This window comes from Pseudomonas guangdongensis (assembly GCF_900105885.1).
GTDB classification, from domain to species: Bacteria; Pseudomonadota; Gammaproteobacteria; order Pseudomonadales; family Pseudomonadaceae; genus Geopseudomonas; species Geopseudomonas guangdongensis.
The window spans coordinates 2,547,160-2,568,822 of record NZ_LT629780.1 but is presented as its reverse complement, the minus strand read 5'-3'; the positions used below and the strand labels follow the sequence as shown (position 1 = coordinate 2,568,822).

At 68.7% G+C, this 21,663-nt stretch carries 20 protein-coding genes and 1 pseudogene; 8 read left to right on the top strand and 13 right to left on the bottom strand.

Features of this window, described 5'->3' with window-relative positions; genetic code table 11:
• Positions 1 to 42 precede the first annotated feature (42 nt).
• Complete coding sequence (locus BLU22_RS12115) at positions 43 to 1,035, top strand: patatin-like phospholipase family protein (protein WP_090214890.1); 993 nt, start codon at positions 43 to 45, stop codon at positions 1,033 to 1,035.
• A gap of 14 nt (positions 1,036 to 1,049) precedes the next feature.
• Here the strand turns inward: BLU22_RS12115 and BLU22_RS12110 are convergent, their stop codons facing one another.
• From BLU22_RS12110 to BLU22_RS12080, 7 genes and pseudogenes are all read right to left on the bottom strand, one after another.
• The gene (locus BLU22_RS12110) at positions 1,050 to 2,531 is read right to left on the bottom strand and encodes a YdgA family protein (protein WP_090214885.1); all 1,482 of its coding nucleotides are present in this window, start codon (positions 2,529 to 2,531) and stop codon (positions 1,050 to 1,052) included.
• Between the two features lie 137 nt (positions 2,532 to 2,668).
• Positions 2,669 to 3,736: an AI-2E family transporter gene (locus tag BLU22_RS12105; RefSeq protein WP_090214882.1), complete on the bottom strand. Its 1,068-nt coding sequence runs from the start codon at positions 3,734 to 3,736 to the stop codon at positions 2,669 to 2,671.
• 51 nt (positions 3,737 to 3,787) lie between these two features.
• Positions 3,788 to 4,600: a DUF4892 domain-containing protein gene (locus tag BLU22_RS12100; protein ID WP_231975305.1), complete on the bottom strand. Its 813-nt coding sequence runs from the start codon at positions 4,598 to 4,600 to the stop codon at positions 3,788 to 3,790.
• 135 nt (positions 4,601 to 4,735) lie between these two features.
• Positions 4,736 to 5,596 carry an alpha/beta fold hydrolase gene (locus BLU22_RS12095; protein ID WP_090214879.1) on the bottom strand — a complete coding sequence of 287 codons (861 nt, stop codon included), beginning with the start codon at positions 5,594 to 5,596 and terminating at the stop codon, positions 4,736 to 4,738.
• 1 nt (position 5,597) lies between these two features.
• A complete protein-coding gene (sixA, locus tag BLU22_RS12090; protein ID WP_090214877.1) occupies positions 5,598 to 6,065 on the bottom strand; it encodes a phosphohistidine phosphatase SixA in 468 nt (155 codons plus the stop codon).
• Between the two features lie 215 nt (positions 6,066 to 6,280).
• Positions 6,281 to 6,589: pseudogene (locus BLU22_RS15325) on the bottom strand (DUF4389 domain-containing protein); the annotation flags it as partial.
• 18 nt (positions 6,590 to 6,607) lie between these two features.
• Positions 6,608 to 7,630 (bottom strand): NAD(P)H-dependent glycerol-3-phosphate dehydrogenase, encoded by a 1,023-nt coding sequence (locus BLU22_RS12080; protein ID WP_090214871.1) that lies wholly within the window; start codon positions 7,628 to 7,630, stop codon positions 6,608 to 6,610.
• Between the two features lie 153 nt (positions 7,631 to 7,783).
• Between BLU22_RS12080 and BLU22_RS12075 the strand changes: the two genes are divergently transcribed.
• From BLU22_RS12075 to BLU22_RS12050, 6 genes are all read left to right on the top strand, one after another.
• The gene (locus tag BLU22_RS12075; RefSeq protein WP_090214869.1) at positions 7,784 to 9,928 is read left to right on the top strand and encodes a TonB-dependent receptor plug domain-containing protein; all 2,145 of its coding nucleotides are present in this window, start codon (positions 7,784 to 7,786) and stop codon (positions 9,926 to 9,928) included.
• Positions 9,929 to 9,951: 23 nt separating this feature from the next.
• Entirely contained in the window at positions 9,952 to 10,857 is a 906-nt protein-coding gene (locus BLU22_RS12070; RefSeq protein ID WP_090214866.1) for an ABC transporter substrate-binding protein, read from the top strand.
• Entirely contained in the window at positions 10,857 to 12,779 is a 1,923-nt protein-coding gene (locus BLU22_RS12065) for an ATP-binding protein (protein WP_394327553.1), read from the top strand. Before BLU22_RS12070 ends, BLU22_RS12065 begins: the two co-directional genes overlap by 1 nt.
• A 192-nt stretch (positions 12,780 to 12,971) precedes the next feature.
• A complete protein-coding gene (gene fabA, locus BLU22_RS12060) occupies positions 12,972 to 13,487 on the top strand; it encodes a 3-hydroxyacyl-[acyl-carrier-protein] dehydratase FabA (RefSeq protein WP_090214861.1) in 516 nt (171 codons plus the stop codon).
• A gap of 11 nt (positions 13,488 to 13,498) precedes the next feature.
• Entirely contained in the window at positions 13,499 to 14,719 is a 1,221-nt protein-coding gene (gene fabB, locus BLU22_RS12055) for a beta-ketoacyl-ACP synthase I (RefSeq protein ID WP_090214859.1), read from the top strand.
• A gap of 165 nt (positions 14,720 to 14,884) precedes the next feature.
• Complete coding sequence (locus BLU22_RS12050; protein WP_090214854.1) at positions 14,885 to 15,319, top strand: OsmC family protein; 435 nt, start codon at positions 14,885 to 14,887, stop codon at positions 15,317 to 15,319.
• A gap of 49 nt (positions 15,320 to 15,368) precedes the next feature.
• On the opposite strand, the gene BLU22_RS12045 is transcribed toward BLU22_RS12050, so the two are convergent.
• The 4 genes from BLU22_RS12045 to BLU22_RS12030 form a co-directional block, all read right to left on the bottom strand.
• On the bottom strand, positions 15,369 to 15,833 hold the full coding sequence (locus BLU22_RS12045) for a DUF3859 domain-containing protein (protein ID WP_090214852.1): 465 nt from the start codon (positions 15,831 to 15,833) through the stop codon (positions 15,369 to 15,371).
• Between the two features lie 148 nt (positions 15,834 to 15,981).
• Complete coding sequence (gene htpG, locus BLU22_RS12040; protein WP_090214848.1) at positions 15,982 to 17,886, bottom strand: molecular chaperone HtpG; 1,905 nt, start codon at positions 17,884 to 17,886, stop codon at positions 15,982 to 15,984.
• A gap of 124 nt (positions 17,887 to 18,010) precedes the next feature.
• Positions 18,011 to 18,454, bottom strand: a complete 444-nt coding sequence (locus tag BLU22_RS12035) for a PaaI family thioesterase (RefSeq protein ID WP_090214845.1) — start codon at positions 18,452 to 18,454, stop codon at positions 18,011 to 18,013.
• Complete coding sequence (locus BLU22_RS12030; RefSeq protein ID WP_090214842.1) at positions 18,451 to 18,903, bottom strand: PaaI family thioesterase; 453 nt, start codon at positions 18,901 to 18,903, stop codon at positions 18,451 to 18,453. Before BLU22_RS12030 ends, BLU22_RS12035 begins: the two co-directional genes overlap by 4 nt.
• A gap of 221 nt (positions 18,904 to 19,124) precedes the next feature.
• Here BLU22_RS12030 and BLU22_RS12025 point away from each other — a divergent pair, with 221 nt between their 5' ends.
• Positions 19,125 to 19,448: a hypothetical protein gene (locus BLU22_RS12025; RefSeq protein WP_090214839.1), complete on the top strand. Its 324-nt coding sequence runs from the start codon at positions 19,125 to 19,127 to the stop codon at positions 19,446 to 19,448.
• Positions 19,449 to 19,514: 66 nt separating this feature from the next.
• Here the strand turns inward: BLU22_RS12025 and BLU22_RS12020 are convergent, their stop codons facing one another.
• A complete protein-coding gene (locus BLU22_RS12020; protein ID WP_090214837.1) occupies positions 19,515 to 20,252 on the bottom strand; it encodes a DUF599 domain-containing protein in 738 nt (245 codons plus the stop codon).
• A 64-nt stretch (positions 20,253 to 20,316) separates the two neighbouring features.
• Entirely contained in the window at positions 20,317 to 21,621 is a 1,305-nt protein-coding gene (gene brnQ / locus BLU22_RS12015; RefSeq protein ID WP_090214834.1) for a branched-chain amino acid transport system II carrier protein, read from the bottom strand.
• Positions 21,622 to 21,663 lie beyond the last annotated feature (42 nt).

Sequence of the window (21,663 nt, the reverse complement as noted above, 5' to 3'; positions counted from 1 at the left end):
GGTCGCAGGCCAGCGGTCGACGGCACAGCGGGGGATTGCAACATGGGCAAGCGTGTCGCACTGGTGCTCGGCTCCGGCGGCGCCCGGGGCTATGCCCACATCGGGGTGATCGAGGAACTGGAAGCGCGCGGCTATCAGATCGCCTGCATCGCCGGCAGCTCGATGGGCGCGGTAGTCGGCGGCATCTACGCCGCCGGCAAGCTGCCGGTGTACCGGCGCTGGGTGGAAACCCTCGACTATCTGGACGTGCTGCGTCTGCTGGACGTCAGCTTCTCGCTCGGCGCCATCCGCGGCGAGCGGGTGTTCGGGCGGATTCGCCAGTTCATCGGCGAGATCGACATCGAGGACCTGCCGATCCCCTACACCGCCGTGGCCACCGACCTGACCAACCAGCAGGAGGTGTGGTTCCAGGAAGGCTGCCTGCACCAGGCGATGCGCGCCTCGGCGGCGATTCCCAGCCTGTTCACCCCGGTGATCCAGGGCTCGCGGGTGCTGGTGGATGGCGGCCTGCTCAACCCGATCCCGATCGTGCCGGTGGTAGCCAGCCGCTGCGACCTGATCGTCGCGGTCAACGTCAACGCCAGCAACCAGCTGCAGTACCAGTTGCCGGTGATCGAGCGGCCACAGGCGCTCAAGCACCGCTTCGACCAGATGATCGACGCCCTGGGCGCGCACCTGCCCTTCCGCCGCCAGCATCCCCAGGAGCTGCCCGCGCTGCTGACGCCGCCGGAAGGCGAAGGCAGCGCAGGCTCCTCGCGCGGGGTCGCCGCCGCCAAGGCCAGCCACATGCACGTGGTGGAGAACGAGGCGCCGGACAGCCTGCTCGAACTGATCAACCAGAGTCTGGAGGTGGTGCAGAACTCCCTGGCCCAGTACAAGATCGCCGGCTATCCGCCGGACATCCTGATCAACGTGCCCAAGCGGGTCAGCCGCTTCTTCGACTTCCACAAGGCGCCGGAGCTGATCGCCCTGGGCCGGCTGATCGCCAGCGATGTGCTGGATCGCTACGAACACGATCACCCGCACATCGGCTGACGCGGCGCGGCGGATTACTCCTGCAGCGCGCCGGGCTGGCTGCCGAAGGCATCGCCGCCGAGCGCGGCCATGCCCATCATCTGTGCGGCGAACTGCTCGACCGGCATGCTTACGCCGTTGAACTCCACCTGACCGTCCCGGTAATCGAGGCGGGCGACGATGTTCTCGCCCTCCAGGCGGGCGAGCTGCAGGCCGCTGGCCATCTCCCCGGCCATCTGCGCGGCCTGCTCGGCCTCCTGGCTCAGCGCGGCACGGTCGGCCTGCGGATCGAAGACCGCCTGCAGCATCAGCAGGTCGCGGATCATCGGCTTGCCCACCACCAGGCTGGCCTGCAGGCGCTGGATCAGCTGGCGCGCCAGGGCGTCGGGCGAGGCCTCCAGTTGCTGCGGCCGGTCGAGGTCGAGCTGCAGGGTGAAACGGCTCTCGCCGCTGGCGGTCTTCACCCGCCACTCGTCGAGCGCCAGGCGCGGCTGACCGGCCAGCAGCTGCAGCAGGGCGTCGCGCAGCCGGGTTTCCTCCTCGGCGGACAGCTCGAAATCGTCCTCGCCCTGCAGGCGCATCGCGTAGCGGGTGTACAGCTCGCTGAGCTGGCGCAGCGCCGTCATGTCGAGGTTGCCCAGGCTCAGTTGCAGGCGGGCGGAACCCAGCTCGTGGCCGTCGTAGCTGAGGCCGCCGACGTCGTAGGCCAGACTGGCGGCGATGCGCTCGCCCTGCTCGTGCAGACTGTCGCTCTGCACCAGATCGCGGATCAGCAGCGGCGGCTGGTCGGCGAGACGGATCTCGCTGCTGGCCAGCGCCAGCCGGCTCTCGCCCATGTACAGGGTGGAGCGCCCGCGGCTGCGCTCGCTGTCCAGGCTCAGCCCATTCAGGCTGATCCGCACCGGACCGCGCTCATGCTGCAGGTCGAGGCTGAGGCGCTCGACCGCCCCGCTCAGGCGGATATCCTTGGCATCGGCGCCGACCGCGAGATCCAGATCCAGACCGGAAAAATCGAGCTTCTCGCCCTCGGCAACCACCTGCAGCGGGGCCAGCTGCAACTGGCCGTCGACGCCACCGCCATAGCCGATGGCGAACGTCCCGCGCAGCGGCACCGCGGCGCCGGCGGCGGCGAACCAGGGCTCGACGTCGGCATTGCGCTCCAGTTCGACGCGGCTGGTCGCCATCACCGGCAGCCAGCGCAGGGAAGCCAGGCGCGACAGCGGCAGCGGGCCATGCTCGATGTGGTCGACGAAGCGCAGCTCGGCGGCCGGCTCCTCGTCGCCGGGTTTGTCGAGACGCAGCCGGTAACGCGCGGTACTGGAGAACAGCCCGCGCTCCAGCGACACCAGCTCCAGCGCCAGGCCACTGCCGGGCATGGAAGTCTGCAGTTGCCGGTTGCCCTCGCTGATCGCGCCCTGCAGCGCGCCTTCGAGCTGGCCGGCGGTGTACCAGGCGCCGCCGGTGCAGACCGCACCGGCAGCCAGCAGTACGCCCAAGGCAATCCCTGTCTTTTTCATCGTTCGAACTCTTGAATGGGTGGCGAAGGAAGATCGCACGCGCGGCCCGCAGGCGGGGTGCGGCGCGCAGTGTAGCGGCAGCCGCGCCGCGCCGGCAGCGCCAGCCACCGCCTGCGCGGCAAAGCGTGAAGCGCCGCTCAGGAATGCGGCGGCGCGGGCGGACGCTGGATGCGCGGCTGGTGGGCGATCCAGTCGCCGATCAGGCTGTAGGCCACCGCCAGCAGGGTCGGGCCGAGGAACAGGCCCATGAAGCCGAAGGCCAGGATGCCACCGAACACCCCGAGCAGCACCACCACCAGCGGCAGGTTGCCGCCGCGGCTGATCAGGTAGGGCTTGAGCACGTTGTCCACGCCGCTGATCACCACCAGCCCCCACACCGCGAGGAACAGCCCCATGCCGTAGCTGCCCTGCCAGAACAGCCAGGCGCTGGCCGGGATCCACACCAGCGGCGGGCCCATCGGGATCAGGCTGAGCACGAAGGTGAGCAGGCCCAGCACCAGGGCACCGGGCACCCCGGCGATCATGAAGCCGATGAAGGCCAGCGCGGCCTGCGCCGCCGCCGTGCCGATCACCCCGTTGACCACCCGCTGCACGGTGCCGGCGACCAGTTCCAGGTAGTGCTCGGCGCGATTGCCGAGCAGGCGCTCCAGCAGGCTCAGGGCGTATTCGGCCAGACGCGGCCCGTCGCGGTAGAAGAAGAACACCAGTACCAGACTCAGGGCCAACTCCAGCACCCCGCCGCCGATCCGCGCGCTGCGCGCCAGCAGCCAGTTGCCGACCTCGCCCAGATAAGGCTTGATGCTGGCCAGCAACGCGCTGCCCTGCTGGTCGAGCGTCTCCCAGGCCTCCACCAGACTCGGCCCGACCAGCGGCAGGCCGGCCATCCACTCCGGCGCCGGCGGTAGCCCGGCCACCTGCATGTCCTTGAACAGGGCCAGCGCCTGGCGCAGATGGTCGGCCAGGTTGAAGCCGAGCCAGACCAGCGGCACGGCGACCAGCAGCATCCAGCCGAGGGTCAGCAGGCCTGCGGCGGTCGCCGGGCGGTCGCCGAGCAGGCGGGTCAGGCCGCGCATCAGCGGCCAACTGGCGAAGGCCAGGACGGCGGCCCAGAACAGCGCCGACCAGAACGGCGCCAGCACCCACAGGCAGGCGCCGAGCAAGCCGATCATGAGGATCTGCACCAGCAGACGGTCGTGTTCAATCATGGAGAAGCTTCCAGCAGACAGTGCCGCTGCGCGGCGAACGGCGACAGCCTATCAGCGTAACCACTCGACATGCAGGCCCGCCGTCTCACCTGGCGCACTTTCCAGTCGCGCGGCCTGCGTGCCGCGGGCGATCAGCGCCTCGCGCCAGTCGGCCGCGGTCGGCCCGCCGAGCAGCACGCGCAGCCCGGTGTCCAGACGCAGGGCGCGGGCCAACAGGGCCAGCCAGGGATCGGCCGGCTCGGCCGGCACGCCGCCCAGCTCCAGCACGCCGGTATCCTTGAGCTGGCGCAGCAGGGTTTCGGCGTTGGGCAGGTGGTTGCCCAGGGGCTGCGCAGCCTCCAGGGTTTCCACATGCAGGTAGCTGCGCCGGTTGCCGCGGGTGATCGCGTACAGTGCCAGCAGCGTGTCCTGGCGCGGCGCGGCGAGCTGCAGCAACAGGTAGGCCTGCTGCTCGTCCGGCCCATACAGGCGGGCGTTGCCGAACACATTGTTGGCCCACAGGCTGCTGCCGCCGCACTCGCGCCCTTCGCACCAGTGCAGGGCCTGCGCGCCGCCGGCGAGCAGCGTCCGCCGCGCCTGGGCGAAGGCCTCGGCACTGGAGTGGCCGGCCGGCAGCTCGTAGGTGCGCACGCTCAGCCGGCCGACGGCGGCGATTTCGCCGTCGACGCGCAGGCGCCCGCTGATGCGGCGGATCGCGCTCTGCGGATAGATGCGTTCGGCTCCCTCCTGCACCCGGTAGTCGACGATCTCGGCGCGGGCAAAGCGCGGCAGGTAGTCCAAATCGGTACTGCCCGGCACGTCGGCAAGCGCCACCGGGGCGGCCAGAAGGCCGACCAGCACCAGCCGGCGCAGCGTGCGGCTGATCGGACGGGCACTCACGAAACCGTCCCCGGGGTGGCGTCAGAGGCGGTGAAGCGCCGGCTGGCGCCGCTGTGAAGCTCGATCATGCAGGTTCTCCCTGTTGCAGTGCGCCCAGCCTCGGTGCTTGCCAGGCCGAGGTCAAGCCTCGGCGAACAGGGCTTTGAAACAGTCTGCTACGGCCGCCGCGCCGGCCTCGTCGTCGAGGTGCAGATGGTGGCCGCCCGGCTGGCGCCAGACGGTGAACGGCAACTGCTCCAGCAGGGCCAGCCAGTGCGGGTCGCGCAGCAGCCCCTGCTCGGCCAGTACCAGGCCGACCGGGCAGCGCACCGCCCGCACGAAGGCCTCGGCCTGGGCCCGGGTCAGGCGCAGCAGCGACGGCAAGGTCAGGCGCGGATCGCTGCGCCAGGTGTAGCCGCCGGCCTGCGGCACCAGGCCGCGACTGGCCAGCAGTTCGGCCGCCTCGCGGCTGAGCGGGTAGCCACCGCGCAGCCGCGCGCTCACCGCCTTGTCGACGCTGGCATACACCGGCTTGCGCTTGTCGCCCAGCTGCAGGTGCGCGCGCAGGGCCTCGCCCAGCTTGGCGGGCGCCAGCTCCGGCTCGTGGGTCAGCGGGAAGAGGCCGTCGATCAGCGCCAGGCGCTCGATACGCTCGGGCAGCGCGCCGGCCAGCAGGGTGGCGACGATCGCCCCCAGCGAGTGGCCGAGCAGGGAGAAGCGCTGCCAGCCGAACTGCTCGGCGACCAGTAGCGCGTCCTGGGCATAGTCCCACAGCGCATAGCCGGCACCGGCGGCGCGGTGCCCGCTGTGACCGTGGCCGGGCAGGTCGAGGGCCACGATGCGCAGGCCGTCGAGCCGCGGCGCCAGCCGGGCGAAGCTCATCGCGTTGTCCAGCCAGCCGTGCAGGGCCAGCACCGGGCGACCGTCCTCGGGGCCGTACAGGTGCGCCGCCAGCTCGATATGCGGCAGGCTCAGGCGCACTTCCTCGACACGCACGCCCATCTCAGTGCGCCGGCGGGTGATGCAGCGCGCGCAGGCTCATCAGCCCGGCCAGCGCCGCCTCGCCTTCCAGCAGCGCCAGGCTGGCGGTGTTGAACGGCAAGGACTGCTGCAGGCTGCCATGCACCAGCAGCCCGGCCAGTGCGCCGACCAGCGGCTGGTGGGTCACCACCAGCAGGTGGCCTTCCTGGCGCTCGGCGAGCAGGCGCAACGCGCCGCGCGGGTCGTCGTCGGGAGTGATGCCATCCTGCACCTGCAGCGCCGGGCGGCGTTCGAGGGCCTCATGGACCAACTCGGCGGTCTGCCGGGCGCGCACGTAGGGGCTGACCAGGATGGTATCGAGCGGTTCGCCGAGCAGGTGCCCGGCGGCATGCAGCACCTCGCGCCGGCCGTGGGCGGTCAGCTCGCGCAGGTGATCGCCGGTCTGCACATAGGGGCCGGCCTGGCCGTGGCGCAGCAGCCAGAGCCTCATGCCCGCGGCTCCGCGTCGCCGCCGTCCGGCGCCTTGGGCGGAGCATCGCTCGCCTCGGTCGCGGCGGCAGCTGCCGGGGTCTGCGGGGCGGCAGCTGCCGCGTTATCCTGCGCGCCTTCCGCCGCCGCTGCCTCGTCCGTTGCGGCAATCGCCACCGGCGCCACGACAGCGGCACTCGCCGCCGCGCCAGCGGCCGCAGGCACCGGAGCGCTCGCGGGTGCCGGGGCCGCCGCGAACGGCGCCTCGACCTGCGGCTCGCGCGCCGCCGGCCAGTCGGCGAACGGCCAGGGCTTCTCGTCACTGTGGAAGCTGGCGAAACGGCCGATCTGCGCCAGGTACTGGCTGAGGCTGTCGCCGAACTCCATCAGCGCGCGGCTGGGCGCACCGTTGATCAGGCGCAGCACCAGCTGCAGCAATACCACACCGAGCAGCACCAGCTCGGCCAGTTGCCAGACCAGCGCGAACAGCACCATCCATAGCACGCGCAGGATCAGGATCTCGCGGGCCTGTTTGTTGTGGGTCATGAATGCCTATCTCCTTGATCAGAAGCCGCTGGCGGAAATGAAGTCGACGTCGGTCTTAGGTTCGCCGGACATCAGCAGGCCGATGACCTGCTCCAGGGTGCGACCCTCGAAGAGTATGGCATGCAGGCCGGCGACCAACGGCATGTACACGCCGAGCTGGTCGGCGCGCGCCTTGAGCACGCGGATGGTGTTGACCCCCTCGGCCACCTCGCCGAGGCGCTCGACCGCCGCCTCCAGGCTCAGGCCCTGGCCCAGCGCGTAGCCGACCTGGTAGTTGCGGCTCTTCGGCGAAGAGCAGGTGACGATCAGGTCGCCCACCCCGGCCAGGCCGAGGAAGGTCATCGGGTTGGCGCCCAAGGTCACCGCGAAGCGAGTCATCTCGGCCAGCGCGCGGGTGATCAACATGCTCTTGGTGTTCTCGCCCATGCCCAGCGCGGCAGCCATGCCGGACATGATGGCGTAGACGTTCTTCAGCGCGCCGCCCAGCTCGACGCCGAAACGGTCGCGGCTGGCGTAGACGCGGAAGGTGCGCCCGTGCAGAGCCTGCTGTACACGCTGGCAGAGTTCCTCGTCCTCGCTGGCGATCACCGTGGCGGTCAGCGCGTGCTCGGCCACCTCGCGCGCCAGGTTCGGCCCGGAGAGCACGCCGATGCGCGCGTCCGGGGCGATCTCTTCGAGAATCTGGCTCATCAGCTTGAAGCTGTCCGCCTCGATGCCCTTAGTGGTGCTGACCAGCAGCTTGCCGCGCAGCAGCGCCGCCACCGGCTGCAGCGCGGCACGCAGGGCGGTGGACGGCAGCACCACGAGGATCAGCGTGCAGGCCTGCACGGTGGCCGCCAGGTCGGTGACCGGCTCCACCGCCGGATGCACCTTGATGCCCTTGAGGTAGCGCGGATTCTCGCGCAGGGTGCGGATCGCCTCGGCCTGTTCGGCGTCGCGCATCCACAAACGCACGCGCTGGCCGTTCTCGGCCAGCAGGTTAGCCAGGGCGGTGCCGAAACTGCCGCCGCCCAGCACGGCTACAGGTTGCTGCTCAGTCATCGATCGATCCATCACGGGCCGCCACGGCGGCAATGGGCGCATTATACGGCGCCATGGCCCGCCGGCCAGCCGTGTTCCGGGCGCTGGCAAAACGCGGCGCCTCGGGTACCATTCGCGCCCTTCACCACGCAACGGATCGGAACCGCACCCGTGATGGGCTATCCACGTCATGCGTTGACCCTGAGTCTCGGCCTGCTGGCCTTCCCCGCCGGCGCCGAGGACCTGTTCATGGACAGCCCGGCCCTGCCGGAAGTGCTGACCGCCACGCGCCTGCAGCAGGCCGCCGCCGCCGTGCCGGGCAGCATCAGCGTGCTCGACCGCGAGCTGATCCACGCCAGCGGCGCACGCACCCTGCCCGAGCTGCTGCGCCTGGTGCCGGGCATGCTGGTGGTGCCGCAGGTCGGCAATCCGCCGCAGACCACGGTCAACTACCACGGCAGCAGCGCCAACCAGGCACGCCGCCTGCAGGTGCTGGTCGACGGCCGCTCGGTCTATCGCTCCGGGCTCGCCCAGGTCGACTGGCACGACATCCCGCTGGCCATCGAGGACATCGAGCGCATCGAGGTGTTCCGCGGCCCCAACACCGTCAGCTACGGGGCCAACGCGCTGATGGCGGTGGTCAACATCCTCACCCGCGCCCCGCGCGACAGCCACGGCACACGGCTGAAGGTGACCCGCGGCCAGCGCGGCATCGACGACTGGTACGCCGGCCACGGGCTGGGCTGGGACGGCGGCGACCTGCACCTGTCGCTGTCCGGCCAGGCCGACGACGGCTTCGATCACGACCGCGACGGCAACGAGTTCCGCGACGGCAGGCGCCTCGACCGCCTCAACCTGCGCCTGACCCAGGAACTCGACCCCAGCCAGTCGCTGGACTGGCAGCTGGCCTTCAAGGAAGGCAGCAACCAGGTCGGCAACCACTACCGCGCCAGCCTGCCAATCGCCGCGCTGCCGGGCGAGCAGGACGACCGCTCGGACGTGCGCGCCCGCGACTATGCCGGCAGCGTGCGCTGGAACCTCGACCTCGACCCGCAGCACCGCCTGCATGCCCAGGCCAACCTGCAGCACTGGGAGCGCCTGCGCCAGTGGCGGGCCTGCGAGGCGCAGGTCGGCTTCAGCCCGCAGCTGGGCCGGCTGTGGCGCCTGTCGCCGAGCTACGCGAGCGCGCTGCTCGGCAACCTGGAGGCCGGCAAGCTGACCCCGCCGCCGGGCAGTACCGAGCAGGTGGCGCTGGCCGGCCAGGTGATCGGCCAGGTGCTCGCCACCCTCGACCCGACCACCGGCAACCTCGACCACGCCTGCGGCCTGATCAACGAGGACAGCCGGGAAACCCGCCTCGACCTGGAGGTGCAGGACACCCTGAGCCTGTCCGACAGCCTGCGCCTGCTCAGCGGCGCCAGCTACCGCCACGACCGCGCCGAGTCGGACACCTACCTGGGCGCGCCGCTGCGCAAGGACACCTGGCGCCTGTTCGGCCATCTGGAATGGCACATCGACGAGCACTGGCTGCTGCAGGGCGGCGCCATGTACGAGCGCGACTCCGCGCTGAGCGACTCGCTGACCCCGCGCCTGGCCCTCAACTACCTGATCACCCCGGCCCATGGCCTGCGCGCGGTGTACTCCGAGGCGCTGCGCACCCCGGACATGTTCGAGAACGGCGCGCACTGGAGCTACCGGGTCCGCGACCTGCGCCCGGCTGCCTTCGGCCAGCGCGAGGCGCTGTTCTTCATGAGCACCCAGGCCCCCGGCGACCTCGACCAGGAGCGCATCCGCTCCTACGAACTGGGCTACAACGGGCACTTCTCCCGCCTGGGCCTGGCCATGGACGTCAAGCTGTTCCACGAGAACATCGACGATATGATCAGCGAGCCGCTCAAGGTCTACGACTTCACCCCCAGCAACGCCAACCGCCTGCGCCTCAACGGCATCGAGGGCGAGCTGGACTGGCGCCTGGGCAGCGACGACCGCCTGCGCCTGGGCTATGCCTACATCGAATTCGACGCCAGCCATCCCGAAGACCGCCGGCTCACCCCGCGCCACAGCGGCTCGGCCGGCTGGCTGCGCAACTGGGGTCAGGGCTGGCACAGCAGCCTGTTCTACTACGGCGCCGACAGCCTCAACGGCCTGCGCTTCGAGCGCCTGGACCTGCGCCTGGCCCGGCGCCTGCACATCGCCGCCACCCAGCTGGAACTGGCCGGCATGCTCCAGCAGCGTCTGGACGACGAACCGCTGAGCATGCCCAACAACCACTACGACGCGCGTCGGGTACTCTGGTTCTCCGCCGGACTCGAGTTCTGAACCCGATGTCGACCCTCTCAAGGATGAGCATGACTTCCCGACTGCTGCGCGCCTGCCTGCTGGCCGGCGCCCTGGGCTGGAGCCTGGCGGGCGGCGCCAGCGAGATACTGATCGCCGCCAGCCACGACAGCCCGGCCCTGCAACGCTTCGTCGCCGCCCTGCAGCAGCGCCGCCCGGACGAGCGCGTGCGCCTGCTGCCCAGCCACGAGCGCACCACGCCCGACGCCCTGCCGGCCGATGCCCGGCTGATCCTGCTCGGCGCCGACCTGCTCGACTGGCGCCTGGGCCATGCCGCCGGGCCGCCGACCCTGATCCTGCAGATCAGCCGCCTGCAGGCCCAGCAGCGCCTCGGCGAACAGCGCCCGCCGCAGCTGACCCTGCTCTGGAGCGACCCGCCCCCGGCGCGCCAGTTGCAACTGATCCGCCGGCTGCTGCCGCAGGCCCGCCGGGTCGGCGTGCTGTACAGCGCGCACAGCGTCGTGCTCGCCGACGAGCTGCGGCGCATGACCGCCCCGCCCGGCCTGACCCTCGAATTCCAGTACTGGCCCGACACCGGCGATTCGCAGCCGCTCAACCGCCTGCTCGACAGCAGCGACGTGCTGCTCGGCCTGGACGATCCGACGCTGTACAACCCGAGCAGCATCAAGGGCATCCTGCTGGCCAGCTACGGGCGCAAGCAGGCGCTGATCGGCCCGACCGCCGCCTTCATCCGCGCCGGCAGCCTGAGCAGCACCTACAGCGACCAGCAGGACTGGCTGGCCAGCCTCGACGCCCTGCTCGACCGCGCCCCGCGACACTGGCCCCGCGCCGCCTACCCCGCCCACTTCAAGGTGCTCAGCAACCCCCAGGTCGCCCGCTCGCTGGGCATCGAACTGGACGACGACGAGCGCCAGGCCGAACGCCTGCGCCAGGGAGAACCGCAGCCATGATGATGCGCTGGGCCCAGAGCGACATCCGTACCCGCACCCTGGCCATCAGCCTGGGGCCGGCCCTGCTGCTGACCCTGCTGCTCACCGGCTACTTCACCCATACCCGCCTGCAGGAACTGCGCGAGGAGCTGGACGCCAGCGGCCAGCTGATCGCCAACCAGCTGGCCCCGGCCAGCGAGTTCGGGGTCATCTCCGGCAACATCCCGATCCTCGACAGCCTGCTGCAGGCCACCCTGAACACCCCGCAGGTACGCTTTATCGAGGTGCGCGACAGCCAGGGCCAGCCGCTGGCCTACGTCGAGCAGGCCCTGAGCCGCGAGCCGGTGCGCATCGCCACCTTCCACGCGCCGATCCTGCGCCAGCAGATCCGCCTGGACGACACCTTCCTGCTCAACCCGCCGCTGGCCGACGGCACGGCACGCGCCGAGGTGCTCGGCGAGGTGGTGGTGGGCATGACCGACGAAGCCTTCAGCCAGCGCCAGCAGCAGATCCTCCTGCGCGCCAGCGTGCTCGCGGTGCTGGCGCTGATCGCCACCCTGCTGCTCGCCTACCGCCTGGCGCAGAGCCTGGCGCGCCCGATCCAGGCCATGGGGCAGACGGTCAAGGCGATCCAGGCCGGCAACTACCAGGCGCGCCTGCCGGAAACCGATCGCTCGGAGCTGGGCGAGCTGGCGCGGCACATCAACCACCTCGCCGCCGCCCTGGATCAGGCCCAGACCGAGCAGCAGCGCGGCATCGCCCAACTGGTCGCGGCCCGCGAGGACGCCGAGCAGGCCAACCGCGCCAAGTCCGAGTTCCTGGCAATGATGAGCCACGAGCTGCGCACGCCGATGAACGGCGTGCTGGGTATGCTGCAACTGCTGGGCACCACCACTCAGGACAGCGAGCAGGCCGAGTACACCGCGCTGGCCACCGAATCCACCGAGCACCTGCTGCGGGTGATCAACGACATCCTCGACTTCTCGCGCATCGAACGTGGCGCGCTGGAGCTGGAGAGCATCTGCTTCGACCTGCTCGACCTGCTCAAGGGCACCGTGCAGGCGTTCCGCCACAGCGCCGGCGAGCGCGGCCTGCAACTGCATCTGGAGATCGAGCCGGGTCTGGAACAGCGCAAGGTATGCGGCGACCCGACGCGGATCCGGCAGATCCTGGTCAACCTGCTGGGCAACGCGCTGAAGTTCACCGAGCGCGGGCGGATCAGCGTCGGCATCCGCGGGCAGATCCTCGACGCCCAGATGCTCTGGCTGACCTGCACGGTGCAGGACACCGGCATCGGCATCCCCGCAGACCGCCTGCAGCGCATGTTCGACGCCTTCCAGCAGGCCGACACCTCCACCTCACGGCGCTACGGCGGTACCGGCCTGGGCCTGTCCATCGCCCGCACCCTGGCCGAGCACATGGGCGGCCACCTGCATGCACAGAGCCAGGAAGGCTGCGGCTCGACCTTCACCCTGGAGCTGCCGCTGCCCTACCGGCAGTGCCAGGACGAGGAAGTCGCCCTGCTCGTCGACAGCGGCAGCAGCGGCGACGACTGCGTGCTGCTGGTCGAAGACAGTCCGGTCAACCAGACGGTCATCGAAGCCATGCTGCGCAGCCTGGGCTTTCGCGTCAGCCTGGCCGGCAACGCCGCGCAGGCGCTGCCGCTGCTCGACCTGCACCGCTACGCCGCGATCCTCATGGACTGCCAGCTGCCCGACCTCGACGGCCGCGAGATCGCCCGGCGCATCCGCGCGGGCAACGGGCCGAACCGCGACACCCCGGTCCTCGCCCTGACCAGCAATGCCCTGCCGGAGGAGCGCGCCAGCTGCCTGGCCGCCGGCATGAACGACCAGCTGGCCAAGCCCTTCAAGCGCTCCGATCTGCGCCTGCTCCTGCAGCGCTGGATAGGTCCGCGACCATCGACGGGTGGCGATCCGGCGTGAAATACGGCACGCTTGCACTTTCCGTGCAACGCACCGGCCACCAGTCGAGCCCGACATGGTCGCCGCCGCGCTGTGACTTTCATCAACAGGCCATAGTCTACGGCTATGCCGCAACCACGCTTTCATCGGGAAGAAGATGCGCGGTTTGAAAGATCTGCCCCCCTGCCAGGCAGGGATCGTCGAGGAGCTCGCATGACCAAACAAAACGCCTTCACTCGGGAAGAACTGCTGCGCTGCAGTCGCGGTGAACTGTTCGGCCCGGGTAACGCGCAACTGCCCGCCCCCAACATGCTGATGATGGACCGCATCGTTCACATCAGCGAGACCGGCGGCAAGTATGGCAAGGGCGAGATCGTGGCCGAGCTCGACATCACTCCCGACCTGTGGTTCTTCGCCTGCCACTTCGAAGGCGACCCGGTAATGCCGGGCTGCCTGGGCCTGGACGCCATGTGGCAGCTGGTGGGCTTCTATCTGGGCTGGCAGGGCAACCCCGGCCGCGGTCGCGCCCTGGGCTCGGGCGAAGTGAAATTCTTCGGCCAGGTCTTGCCGACCGCCAAGAAAGTCACCTACAACATCCATATCAAGCGCACCATCAACCGCTCGCTGGTTCTCGGCATCGCCGACGGCACCGTCAGCGTCGATGGCCGTGAGATCTACAGCGCCGAAGGCCTGCGCGTCGGCCTGTTCACTTCCACTGACAGCTTCTAAGGGTTACCCGCATGCGTCGCGTCGTGATCACCGGGATGGGCATCGTGTCCTGCCTGGGCAATGACAAAGAGACCGTCTCCGCCAACCTGCGCGCTAGCCGCTCAGGCATCCGCTTCAACCAGGCCTATGCCGACATGGGCCTGCGCAGCCAGGTTTCCGGCTCGGTCGACCTCGACCTGGAAGCCCTGATCGACCGCAAGGTCTACCGCTTCATGGGTGACGCCGCCGCCTTCGCCTACCTGTCGATGGAGCAGGCGATCAAGGATGCCGGCCTGTCCGAGGAGCAGATCTCCAACCCGCGCGTCGGCCTGATCGCAGGCTCCGGCGGTGCTTCCACCTTCAACCAGATGGAAGCCATGGACATCCTGCGCGAGAAGGGCGTCAAGCGCGTCGGCCCGTACCGCGTGCCGCGCACCATGGGCAGCACCGTGTCCGCCTGCCTGGCCACCCCGTTCAAGATCAAGGGCGTCAACTACTCGATCTCCTCGGCCTGCGCCACCAGCGCCCACTGCATCGGCAACGCGGTCGAGCAGATCCAGCTCGGCAAGCAGGACATCGTCTTCGCCGGCGGCGGCGAGGAAGAGCACTGGAGCCAGAGCTTCCTGTTCGACGCCATGGGCGCACTGTCCACCCAGTACAACGACACCCCGGAGAAGGCCTCGCGCGCCTACGACGCCAAGCGTGACGGCTTCGTCATCGCCGGCGGCGGCGGCATGGTGGTGGTCGAAGCCCTCGACCACGCCCTGGCCCGCGGCGCGAAGATCTACGCCGAGATCGTCGGCTACGGCGCCACCTCCGACGGCTACGACATGGTCGCACCGAGCGGCGAAGGCGCGATCCGCTGCATGCAGCAGGCCCTGGCCACCGTCGACACCCCGATCGACTACCTGAACACCCACGGCACCTCGACTCCGGTCGGCGACGTGGCCGAGGCCGGTGCGGTACGCGCCGTGTTCGGCGACAAGGCGCCGGCGATCAGCTCGACCAAGAGCCTGTCCGGCCACTCCCTGGGCGCCGCCGGCGTGCAGGAAGCGATCTACAGCCTGCTGATGATGGAAGGCAACTTCATCGCCGGCTCGGCCAACATCGAGGAGCTCGACCCGGCCGTGGCCGATCTGCCGATCGTCACCCAGACCCGCGAGAACGTCACTCTGAACACGGTGATGAGCAACAGCTTCGGCTTCGGTGGCACCAACGCCACCCTGGTCCTGAAGCGCTGGACCGGCCAGTAACAGGCCCGCCCTTCCCGCTCCACGCACAACGGCACCTTCGGGTGCCGTTGTCGTTTCCGGCGCCTGCGGCAGGCAGTCACTGGCCAGCCATACCCTACGGGGTATAGGGTATTCGCATTCGGCCCACAGCCCGACACCTACCCCTCCCCCGCCAAGGATATCCTCATGACCCTGAAGACTCTCCGCGTCAGCGGCAACCTCGACCACGCCTTCACCGTCAGCGTGAGCGCCGGCAACCATGTGATCCGCATGGACCAGCCGCAGAACGCCGCCGGCCTGGATCTAGGTCCCACACCGCTGGAGTTGATCCTCGCCGCCGTGGCCGGCTGCTTCGGCACCATCGGCCGCTTCATCGCCCACCAGCGCAAGTTCGAACTGCGCGGCATGCACTTCGAGATCGAGGCCGACTACGACCCCGACGGCCTGCTCGGCCGCCGCGAGGACGTGCGCCCGGGCTTCCAGGCACTGCGCGTCAAGGTGCAGATGGACTGCGACCTCAGTCGCGAAGAGCAGCAGGCCGTGCTAGCGGACATCGAACGACGCTGCCCGCTGGCCGACAACCTGCTGCACGGCACCGACCTGCTGACCACCCTGGTCTGACCCCGGAAACGACGCAGCCCGGCCATTGCCGGGCTGCGTGGATAAGCCCTCAGCGTACGGTAAAGCGCTGCTCGGCCAGCTTGCGGTCGCCCTGGAACACCAGGAAGTGCCATTCGCCGGGCACCACCTCGTAATGCTCGCTGAACTCGAAGGCCATCACGTCCTGGGTGGCACCGGGCGCCAGCTTCTGCACCACCTCGAAGCGATCATGGCGCTGGCCGTCCGGGGTGATCACTCCGGGTGTCAGGTACAGCAGGGTCAACGGAGTATCGTCCTCGCGCTTGCCGCTGAGGGTCAGGCGCAGGCCGAACTTGCTGCCAAGTCGGGCAGGAATCTCGCTGGTCGGCTGAATCGGCTGGTTGCTGCGCAGCAGCACCCGCTCGCCCGGCTGCACCTCGCGCGGCGGAGTCTCGAACAGGCCGTACTCGACCGGCCCTTCCACCCGCACCTCGGCCACGGCCAGCCCCGACATCAGACCCAGCGCCGCCAGCGCCCCCATGTTGAACAGTCGCATATGGCTCTCCTTCGTTGCGATGCGGCGAGCCTATGACCTTTCCATGACGAAGCGATGACGCTCATGCTGTTCCGCAGCCATGAAAAATGCCGCCCGCCCCGGAGGGCGAGCGGCATCTTCAGGAGTACCGCGGGCGGGGTTCAGCCGTTCAGGCCGACAGCTCCACCAGCAGCTTGTTGAGGCGCTGCACGTAGGCGGCCGGGTCCTTGAGGCTGTCGCCGGCGGCCAGCGCGGCCTGGTCGAAGAGGATGTGCGACAGGTCGGCGAAACGGTCCTCGTCGGCTTCCATGTCCAGCTTCTCGATCAACGGATGCTGCGGGTTGATCTCGAAGATCGGCTTGGATTCGGGCACCTTCTGCCCGGTCGCTTCGAGAATCTGGCGCATCTGCAGGCCGAGATCCTGCTCGCCGATGGCGAGGATCGCCGGCGAGTCGGTCAGCCGGTGGGAGACACGCACCTCGGCGACCTGCTCGCCCAGTGCGCCCTTGAGGCGCTCGATCAGCCCCTCCTTGGCCTTGGCGACTTCCTCCTGGGCCTTCTTATCTTCTTCCGAGTCCAGCTGGCCGAGGTCCAGGTCGCCACGGGCGACGTCGACGAACGACTTGCCATCGAACTCCGGCAGGTAGCTCATCAGCCACTCGTCGATGCGGTCGGTGAGCAGCAGCACCTCGATGCCTTTCTTGCGGAACACTTCCAGGTGCGGGCTGTTCTTGACCTGGGCGTAGCTCTCGCCGGTGAGGTAGTAGATCTTGTCCTGGCCTTCCTTCAGACGGCCGAGGTAGTCGGCCAGCGCCACGCTCTGCTCGCCGCTGGCGTCGCTGGTGGAGGCGAAGCGCAGCAGGCCGGCGATCTTCTCCCGGTTGGCGAAGTCTTCCGCCGGGCCTTCCTTGAGCACCTGGCCGAAGGCCTTCCAGAAGGTCCGGTAGTCCTCCGGCTTGTCCTTGGCCAGCTTCTCCAGCATGTCCAGCACACGCTTGGTCAGCGCCGACTTCATCGAGTCGATCACCGGCCCGGACTGGAGGATCTCGCGGGAGACGTTCAGCGACAGGTCGTTGGAGTCGACCACGCCCTTGATGAAGCGCAGGTACAGCGGCAGGAACTGGTCGGCCTGATCCATGATGAACACGCGCTGCACGTAGAGCTTGAGGCCCTTGGGCGCTTCGCGCTGGTACAGGTCGAAGGGCGCACGGCCGGGCACGTAGAGCAGCGAGCTGTATTCGAGCTTGCCCTCGACCTTGTTGTGGCTCCAGGTCAGCGGGTTCTCGAAGTCGTGAGCGACGTGTTTGTAGAACTCCTGATACTCCTCGTCCTTGACCTCGCCGCGCGGGCGGGTCCACAGCGCGCTGGCGCGGTTGACGGTTTCCCACTCGACCTCGACCGGCTTGTCCTTCTCTTCACCGAAGTGTTCCTTGGGCAGCTCGATGGGCAGGGCGATGTGGTCGGAGTATTTCTTGACGATGTTGCGCAGGCGCCAGCCGTCGGCGAACTCGCTCTCGTCGGCCTTGAGGTGCAGGACGATGCGGGTACCGCGCTCGGCCTTGTCGATGTCGGCGATGTCGAACTCGCCCTCTCCCTTCGAACTCCAGTGCACGCCCGCGCTGGCCGGGCTACCGGCACGGCGGGTATAGACGTCGACCTGATCGGCGACGATGAACGCCGAGTAGAAGCCCACGCCGAACTGGCCGATCAGCTGGGAATCCTTTTTCTGATCACCGGAAAGGTTCTTCAGGAAGTCGGCGGTGCCCGACTTGGCGATGGTGCCGAGGTGGGCGATCACCTCGTCGCGGCTCATGCCGATGCCGTTGTCGTCGAGGGTGACGGTGCGCGCGTCCTTGTCGAAGCTCAGGCGGATGCGCAGCGGATCGCCGCCTTCGAGCAGCGCGGGGTTGGCCAGGGCCTCGAAGCGCAGCTTGTCGGCGGCGTCGGAGGCGTTGGAGATCAGTTCGCGCAGGAAGATCTCCTTGTTGGAGTACAGGGAATGGATCATCAGGTGCAGCAGCTGCTTCACCTCGGTCTGGAAGCCCAGTGTCTCTTTACGAGTCTCCACGCTCATGAATGCTTACTCCAGGTATGACGAAAGCGCCTAGGCGGCGAATGTCAGGGATATGGAGACTTCATTCGGGATTTCAAGGGCTTGCCCGCCGGCCGCGGGCAAATCCGCGCGGCCGGGGGACGCCTCAGGGCTCGTCGACCTTGAAGTGGGCGCGCGCGGTGGCGATCGGCTCGGCCTGGGTGGTCTGCCAGGCGGTGATCGCCACGTTGGCGACGCGCCGCCCCTGACGCCAGACCTGGCACTGGGCATAGGTGTCGCGCAATTGCCCGCCGCGCAGGTAGTCGATGGAGAAGTCGATGATCTTCGGCAGGTGCGGGATACCCATGAACATCAGCAGGTGGAGCATCGCCGAATGCTCCATGAATCCGGCGATCACCCCGCCGTGCAGGGCCTGCAGTTCGGGGTTGCCGATGCAGGCCTCGTTGGCCGGCAGACGGAACACCATGTCGTCGCCCAGACGCAGGCACTCGATGCCGAGCAGGCTGGCGTAAGGCACCAGACGGATCAGCGCGTTGTAATCGTTCTTCTCGTGGGCTTCGCGGACCAGCGTCTTCAGCTCCAGGGTCATGCTTTGCCCTCCGCGCCGACCGGCGCGCCGCCTCGGCGCATGAAGGTGCCGACCGCGTGGGCGATGGGCTGGCCGGGGTCGTCCTGATAGGCATAGCCGCGGCTGAAGACGATGTGCGGGGTGACCCGGTAGCACTCGGCAAAACCGAACACATCCTTGTCCGGCTCGGCCGGGCGCATGTAGTCGATGCGCAGGTCCAGGGTCGGACAGATCTCGAACTCCGGCAGTACGCTGACGGTGGCGATGCAGCAGGTGGAGTCCATCAGGGTGGTGATCGCACCGCCATGGATGGTGCCGGTTTCCGGGTTGCCGACGATCGCCCGGCTGAAAGGCAGCCAGAGGGTGACGCCGGCACGGTCGGCGGCATGCACTCGCATGCCCAGCACCTGGCAGTGACGCAGCGAACCGAGAAAACGGTTGGCCCTTTCCAGCACGGAGACATCGTTCATGGGTACGACCTTGACAAGGGGGCTTGGATTCACAGCGCGACATCATACCCGCTGCACCGGGATGCCACCAAAAGCCCAGGCCAGCGCGAGGACACAATGAACTTTCAGGCTATCTGCCACTCCAACGAAGTGACAGATCCGCAGCGCCATCAGGGCCTGCCCGCCGGGTGCTGCAGCTGTCGATTCTTCCCCACGGAACCGTCCAAGGAATTCCACGAATCATGCGCAAATCCCTGAGCCTTGCCCTGCTGCTGGCCGCCTCCCTCGGCCTGGCAGCCTGCGACAAGAAAGCCGAAGAGAAAATGGAAGCCGCCGGCAACTCCGCGGCTGAAACCACCCAGGCCCTGAGCGATGCCGCCAAGCAGGCCGGCGAGGCCGTCGAGGAGAAAGCCCAGGCGCTCGGCCAGCAAGCCAGCGAAGCGGCCAGCCAAGCCAGCGAAGAGGCTGCCGACACCCTTCAGCAGGCCGGCGAGGCCTTGCAGGAGAAGGCGAACGAAATCAAGGAGGCCGCTGGCGAGCAGGCCGAGAAGACCGAGCAGCAGTAACGCCGGCCGTCCAGCCCCACTGGCCGGGGCGGACAGCGACCAGCCCGCCGCCGCAAGACGGCGGGTTCAGTCCGCTTTGACGTCCTTGCCGACATCCGGCGGCAGGGTCGGGCTGTAGACCATCACCTGCAGCACATCGGAGTGGAACTCGCGGCGATACAGCACGAATACCACGCCCGCGCTGGCCAGGATGAACAACCACGGATTGATGAACCAGGCCAGGGTCGCCAGACCGAAATAGTAGGACCGCAACCCCTGGTTGAACTGGTTGGCGGCCATCGACAGCACCCGCGCGGTGCGCGCGGCATAGGCGTTGCGCTCGGTTTCGCTGACCTGCCGCTCGGCGATCATCGGCGCCGCCCCCACCAGCACCGCGGCAAAGTTGTACTGACGCATGCACCAGCTGAAGGTGAAGAAGGCGTAGATGAACACCGTCGCCACGCAGATCAGCTTGAGTTCGCTGATCTCGCGACTGACCGCCTGCACGAAGGGCAGCTCGGCCAGCACCGCCACGGCATTCTCGGTCGAGCCGAGCACGGTGAGGATACCGGCGAGGATGATCAGCGTGCTGGAGGCGAAGAACGAGGCGTTACGCTCCAGGTTGCCGATCACGTTGGCATCGGCGATGCGGTTGTCGCGCAGCAGCAGGCGGCGCATCCAGTCCTCCCGGTAGAGGTGCAGCACGCTGGCCAGACAGGGCGTGTCGCGTCCCTTCCAGATCGCGTAGCGGGCATAGCCCAGCCAGCACAGCGCGAACCAGGCCACGGCCAGGATGTGCGGTACATACTGCGGATCGACAACCATGCGGCCTCCTTGAATCATCCTGCCGGGCGCTGCCCGCCGACGACGGCCAGCGCCCTCCACCGCCTCACTGGGCGGGCTTGCCCTTGAAACGGTCGAACAGCACCGCCAGCAGCAGCGTCACCAGCACCGGCAACAGCCAGCCCAGATCGTGCCCGGCCAGCGGCAGCTCGCTGAAGAAGGCCGGCACCAGGCTGCTGAACCCGGCCGCCGCCAGGCCGCCGACCACGCCGAACACCAAGGTCACCGCCATCACCGGGCGGAAAATCCGCGGCGCATGCAGCCACAGGCCGTCGGCCAGGCTGAGCAGCACCAGCACGATGGCCAGCGGATACAGGCCCACCAGCACTGGCACCGAGACACTGATCAGTTGATTCAGGCCCTGGTTGGCCACCAGCAGGCTGAAGATGCCGAACACCGCCACCACCGTGCGGTAGGACACCGGCAGCAGCTTGCTGAAGAACTCGCCACAGGCAGTCAGCAGGCCCACCGCGGTGGTCAGACAGGCCAGGGTGATCACCAGCGCCAGCAGCAGGCTGCCGACCGTGCCGAAGGTATGCTGCACGTAAGCGGTGAGAATCTGCACGCCGTTCTGCGCCTCGCCGGCGATCGACTGGCTGGTCGCGCCCAGCTGGAACAGGGCCAGATAGACCAGCGACAGGCCGCAGGCGGCAATCAGTCCGGCGATGATCGAATAACGGGTCACCCGGTGTGCGGTATCCACGCCGCGGTCGCGGATCGCGGTGGCGATCACGATGCCGAACACCAGCGCGCCGAGGGTATCCATGGTCAGGTAGCCTTGCAGGAAGCCCTGGGTCAGCGGCGCCGCGCCATAGTCCGCGTCGGTCGTGCCGACCGGACCGGCCGGTGCGAGGATCGCCGCTCCGCCCAGCACCAGCAGGCCGGCCAGCAGGATCGGGGTGATCACCTTGCCGATGCGGTCGACCAGGCGTCCGGGGTTGAAGGCCAGGAACAGCACCGCGGCAAAGTAGGCCAGGGTGTAGAACGCCAGCGGCAGCGGCTCGTTGCCGACGAAAGGCGCCACGCCCATCTCGAAGGACACCACCGCGGTGCGCGGAGTGGCGAACAGCGGACCGATGGCCAGGTACACCGCCACCGCAAACAGCACCCCGGCGCCACGCCCGAGCGGCGCGGTCAGCCTGTCCATGCCGCCACCGACGCGGGCCAGGGCGATCACCGTGAGCAACGGCAGGCCGACCGCAGTGAGCAGGAAGCCCAGCGCCGCGCTCCATACCGCCTCGCCGGCGGCCATCCCGGCACTGGGCGGAAAAATGATGTTGCCGGCGCCGAGGAACAGCGCGAACGTCATGAAGCCCAGGGCCAGCAGATCCCGACCTTTCAAATAATTCATAAGCAAAACTACCAACTGGATAATCGGGGACCCGGCCGCACG

What these genes read in the sequence shown, in the direction of transcription:
- BLU22_RS12115 (WP_090214890.1), top strand. Translation starts at nt 43, where the DNA reads ATGGGCAAGCGTGTCGCACTGGTGCTCGGCTCCGGCGGCGCCCGGGGC.
- BLU22_RS12110 (WP_090214885.1), bottom strand. Translation starts at nt 2,531, where the DNA reads ATGAAAAAGACAGGGATTGCCTTGGGCGTACTGCTGGCTGCCGGTGCG.
- BLU22_RS12105 (WP_090214882.1), bottom strand. Translation starts at nt 3,736, where the DNA reads ATGATTGAACACGACCGTCTGCTGGTGCAGATCCTCATGATCGGCTTG.
- BLU22_RS12095 (WP_090214879.1), bottom strand. Translation starts at nt 5,596, where the DNA reads ATGGGCGTGCGTGTCGAGGAAGTGCGCCTGAGCCTGCCGCATATCGAG.
- sixA (WP_090214877.1), bottom strand. Translation starts at nt 6,065, where the DNA reads ATGAGGCTCTGGCTGCTGCGCCACGGCCAGGCCGGCCCCTATGTGCAG.
- BLU22_RS12080 (WP_090214871.1), bottom strand. Translation starts at nt 7,630, where the DNA reads ATGACTGAGCAGCAACCTGTAGCCGTGCTGGGCGGCGGCAGTTTCGGC.
- BLU22_RS12075 (WP_090214869.1), top strand. Translation starts at nt 7,784, where the DNA reads ATGGGCTATCCACGTCATGCGTTGACCCTGAGTCTCGGCCTGCTGGCC.
- BLU22_RS12070 (WP_090214866.1), top strand. Translation starts at nt 9,952, where the DNA reads ATGAGCATGACTTCCCGACTGCTGCGCGCCTGCCTGCTGGCCGGCGCC.
- BLU22_RS12065 (WP_394327553.1), top strand. Translation starts at nt 10,857, where the DNA reads ATGATGCGCTGGGCCCAGAGCGACATCCGTACCCGCACCCTGGCCATC.
- fabA (WP_090214861.1), top strand. Translation starts at nt 12,972, where the DNA reads ATGACCAAACAAAACGCCTTCACTCGGGAAGAACTGCTGCGCTGCAGT.
- fabB (WP_090214859.1), top strand. Translation starts at nt 13,499, where the DNA reads ATGCGTCGCGTCGTGATCACCGGGATGGGCATCGTGTCCTGCCTGGGC.
- BLU22_RS12050 (WP_090214854.1), top strand. Translation starts at nt 14,885, where the DNA reads ATGACCCTGAAGACTCTCCGCGTCAGCGGCAACCTCGACCACGCCTTC.
- BLU22_RS12045 (WP_090214852.1), bottom strand. Translation starts at nt 15,833, where the DNA reads ATGCGACTGTTCAACATGGGGGCGCTGGCGGCGCTGGGTCTGATGTCG.
- htpG (WP_090214848.1), bottom strand. Translation starts at nt 17,886, where the DNA reads ATGAGCGTGGAGACTCGTAAAGAGACACTGGGCTTCCAGACCGAGGTG.
- BLU22_RS12035 (WP_090214845.1), bottom strand. Translation starts at nt 18,454, where the DNA reads ATGACCCTGGAGCTGAAGACGCTGGTCCGCGAAGCCCACGAGAAGAAC.
- BLU22_RS12030 (WP_090214842.1), bottom strand. Translation starts at nt 18,903, where the DNA reads ATGAACGATGTCTCCGTGCTGGAAAGGGCCAACCGTTTTCTCGGTTCG.
- BLU22_RS12025 (WP_090214839.1), top strand. Translation starts at nt 19,125, where the DNA reads ATGCGCAAATCCCTGAGCCTTGCCCTGCTGCTGGCCGCCTCCCTCGGC.
- BLU22_RS12020 (WP_090214837.1), bottom strand. Translation starts at nt 20,252, where the DNA reads ATGGTTGTCGATCCGCAGTATGTACCGCACATCCTGGCCGTGGCCTGG.
- brnQ (WP_090214834.1), bottom strand. Translation starts at nt 21,621, where the DNA reads ATGAATTATTTGAAAGGTCGGGATCTGCTGGCCCTGGGCTTCATGACG.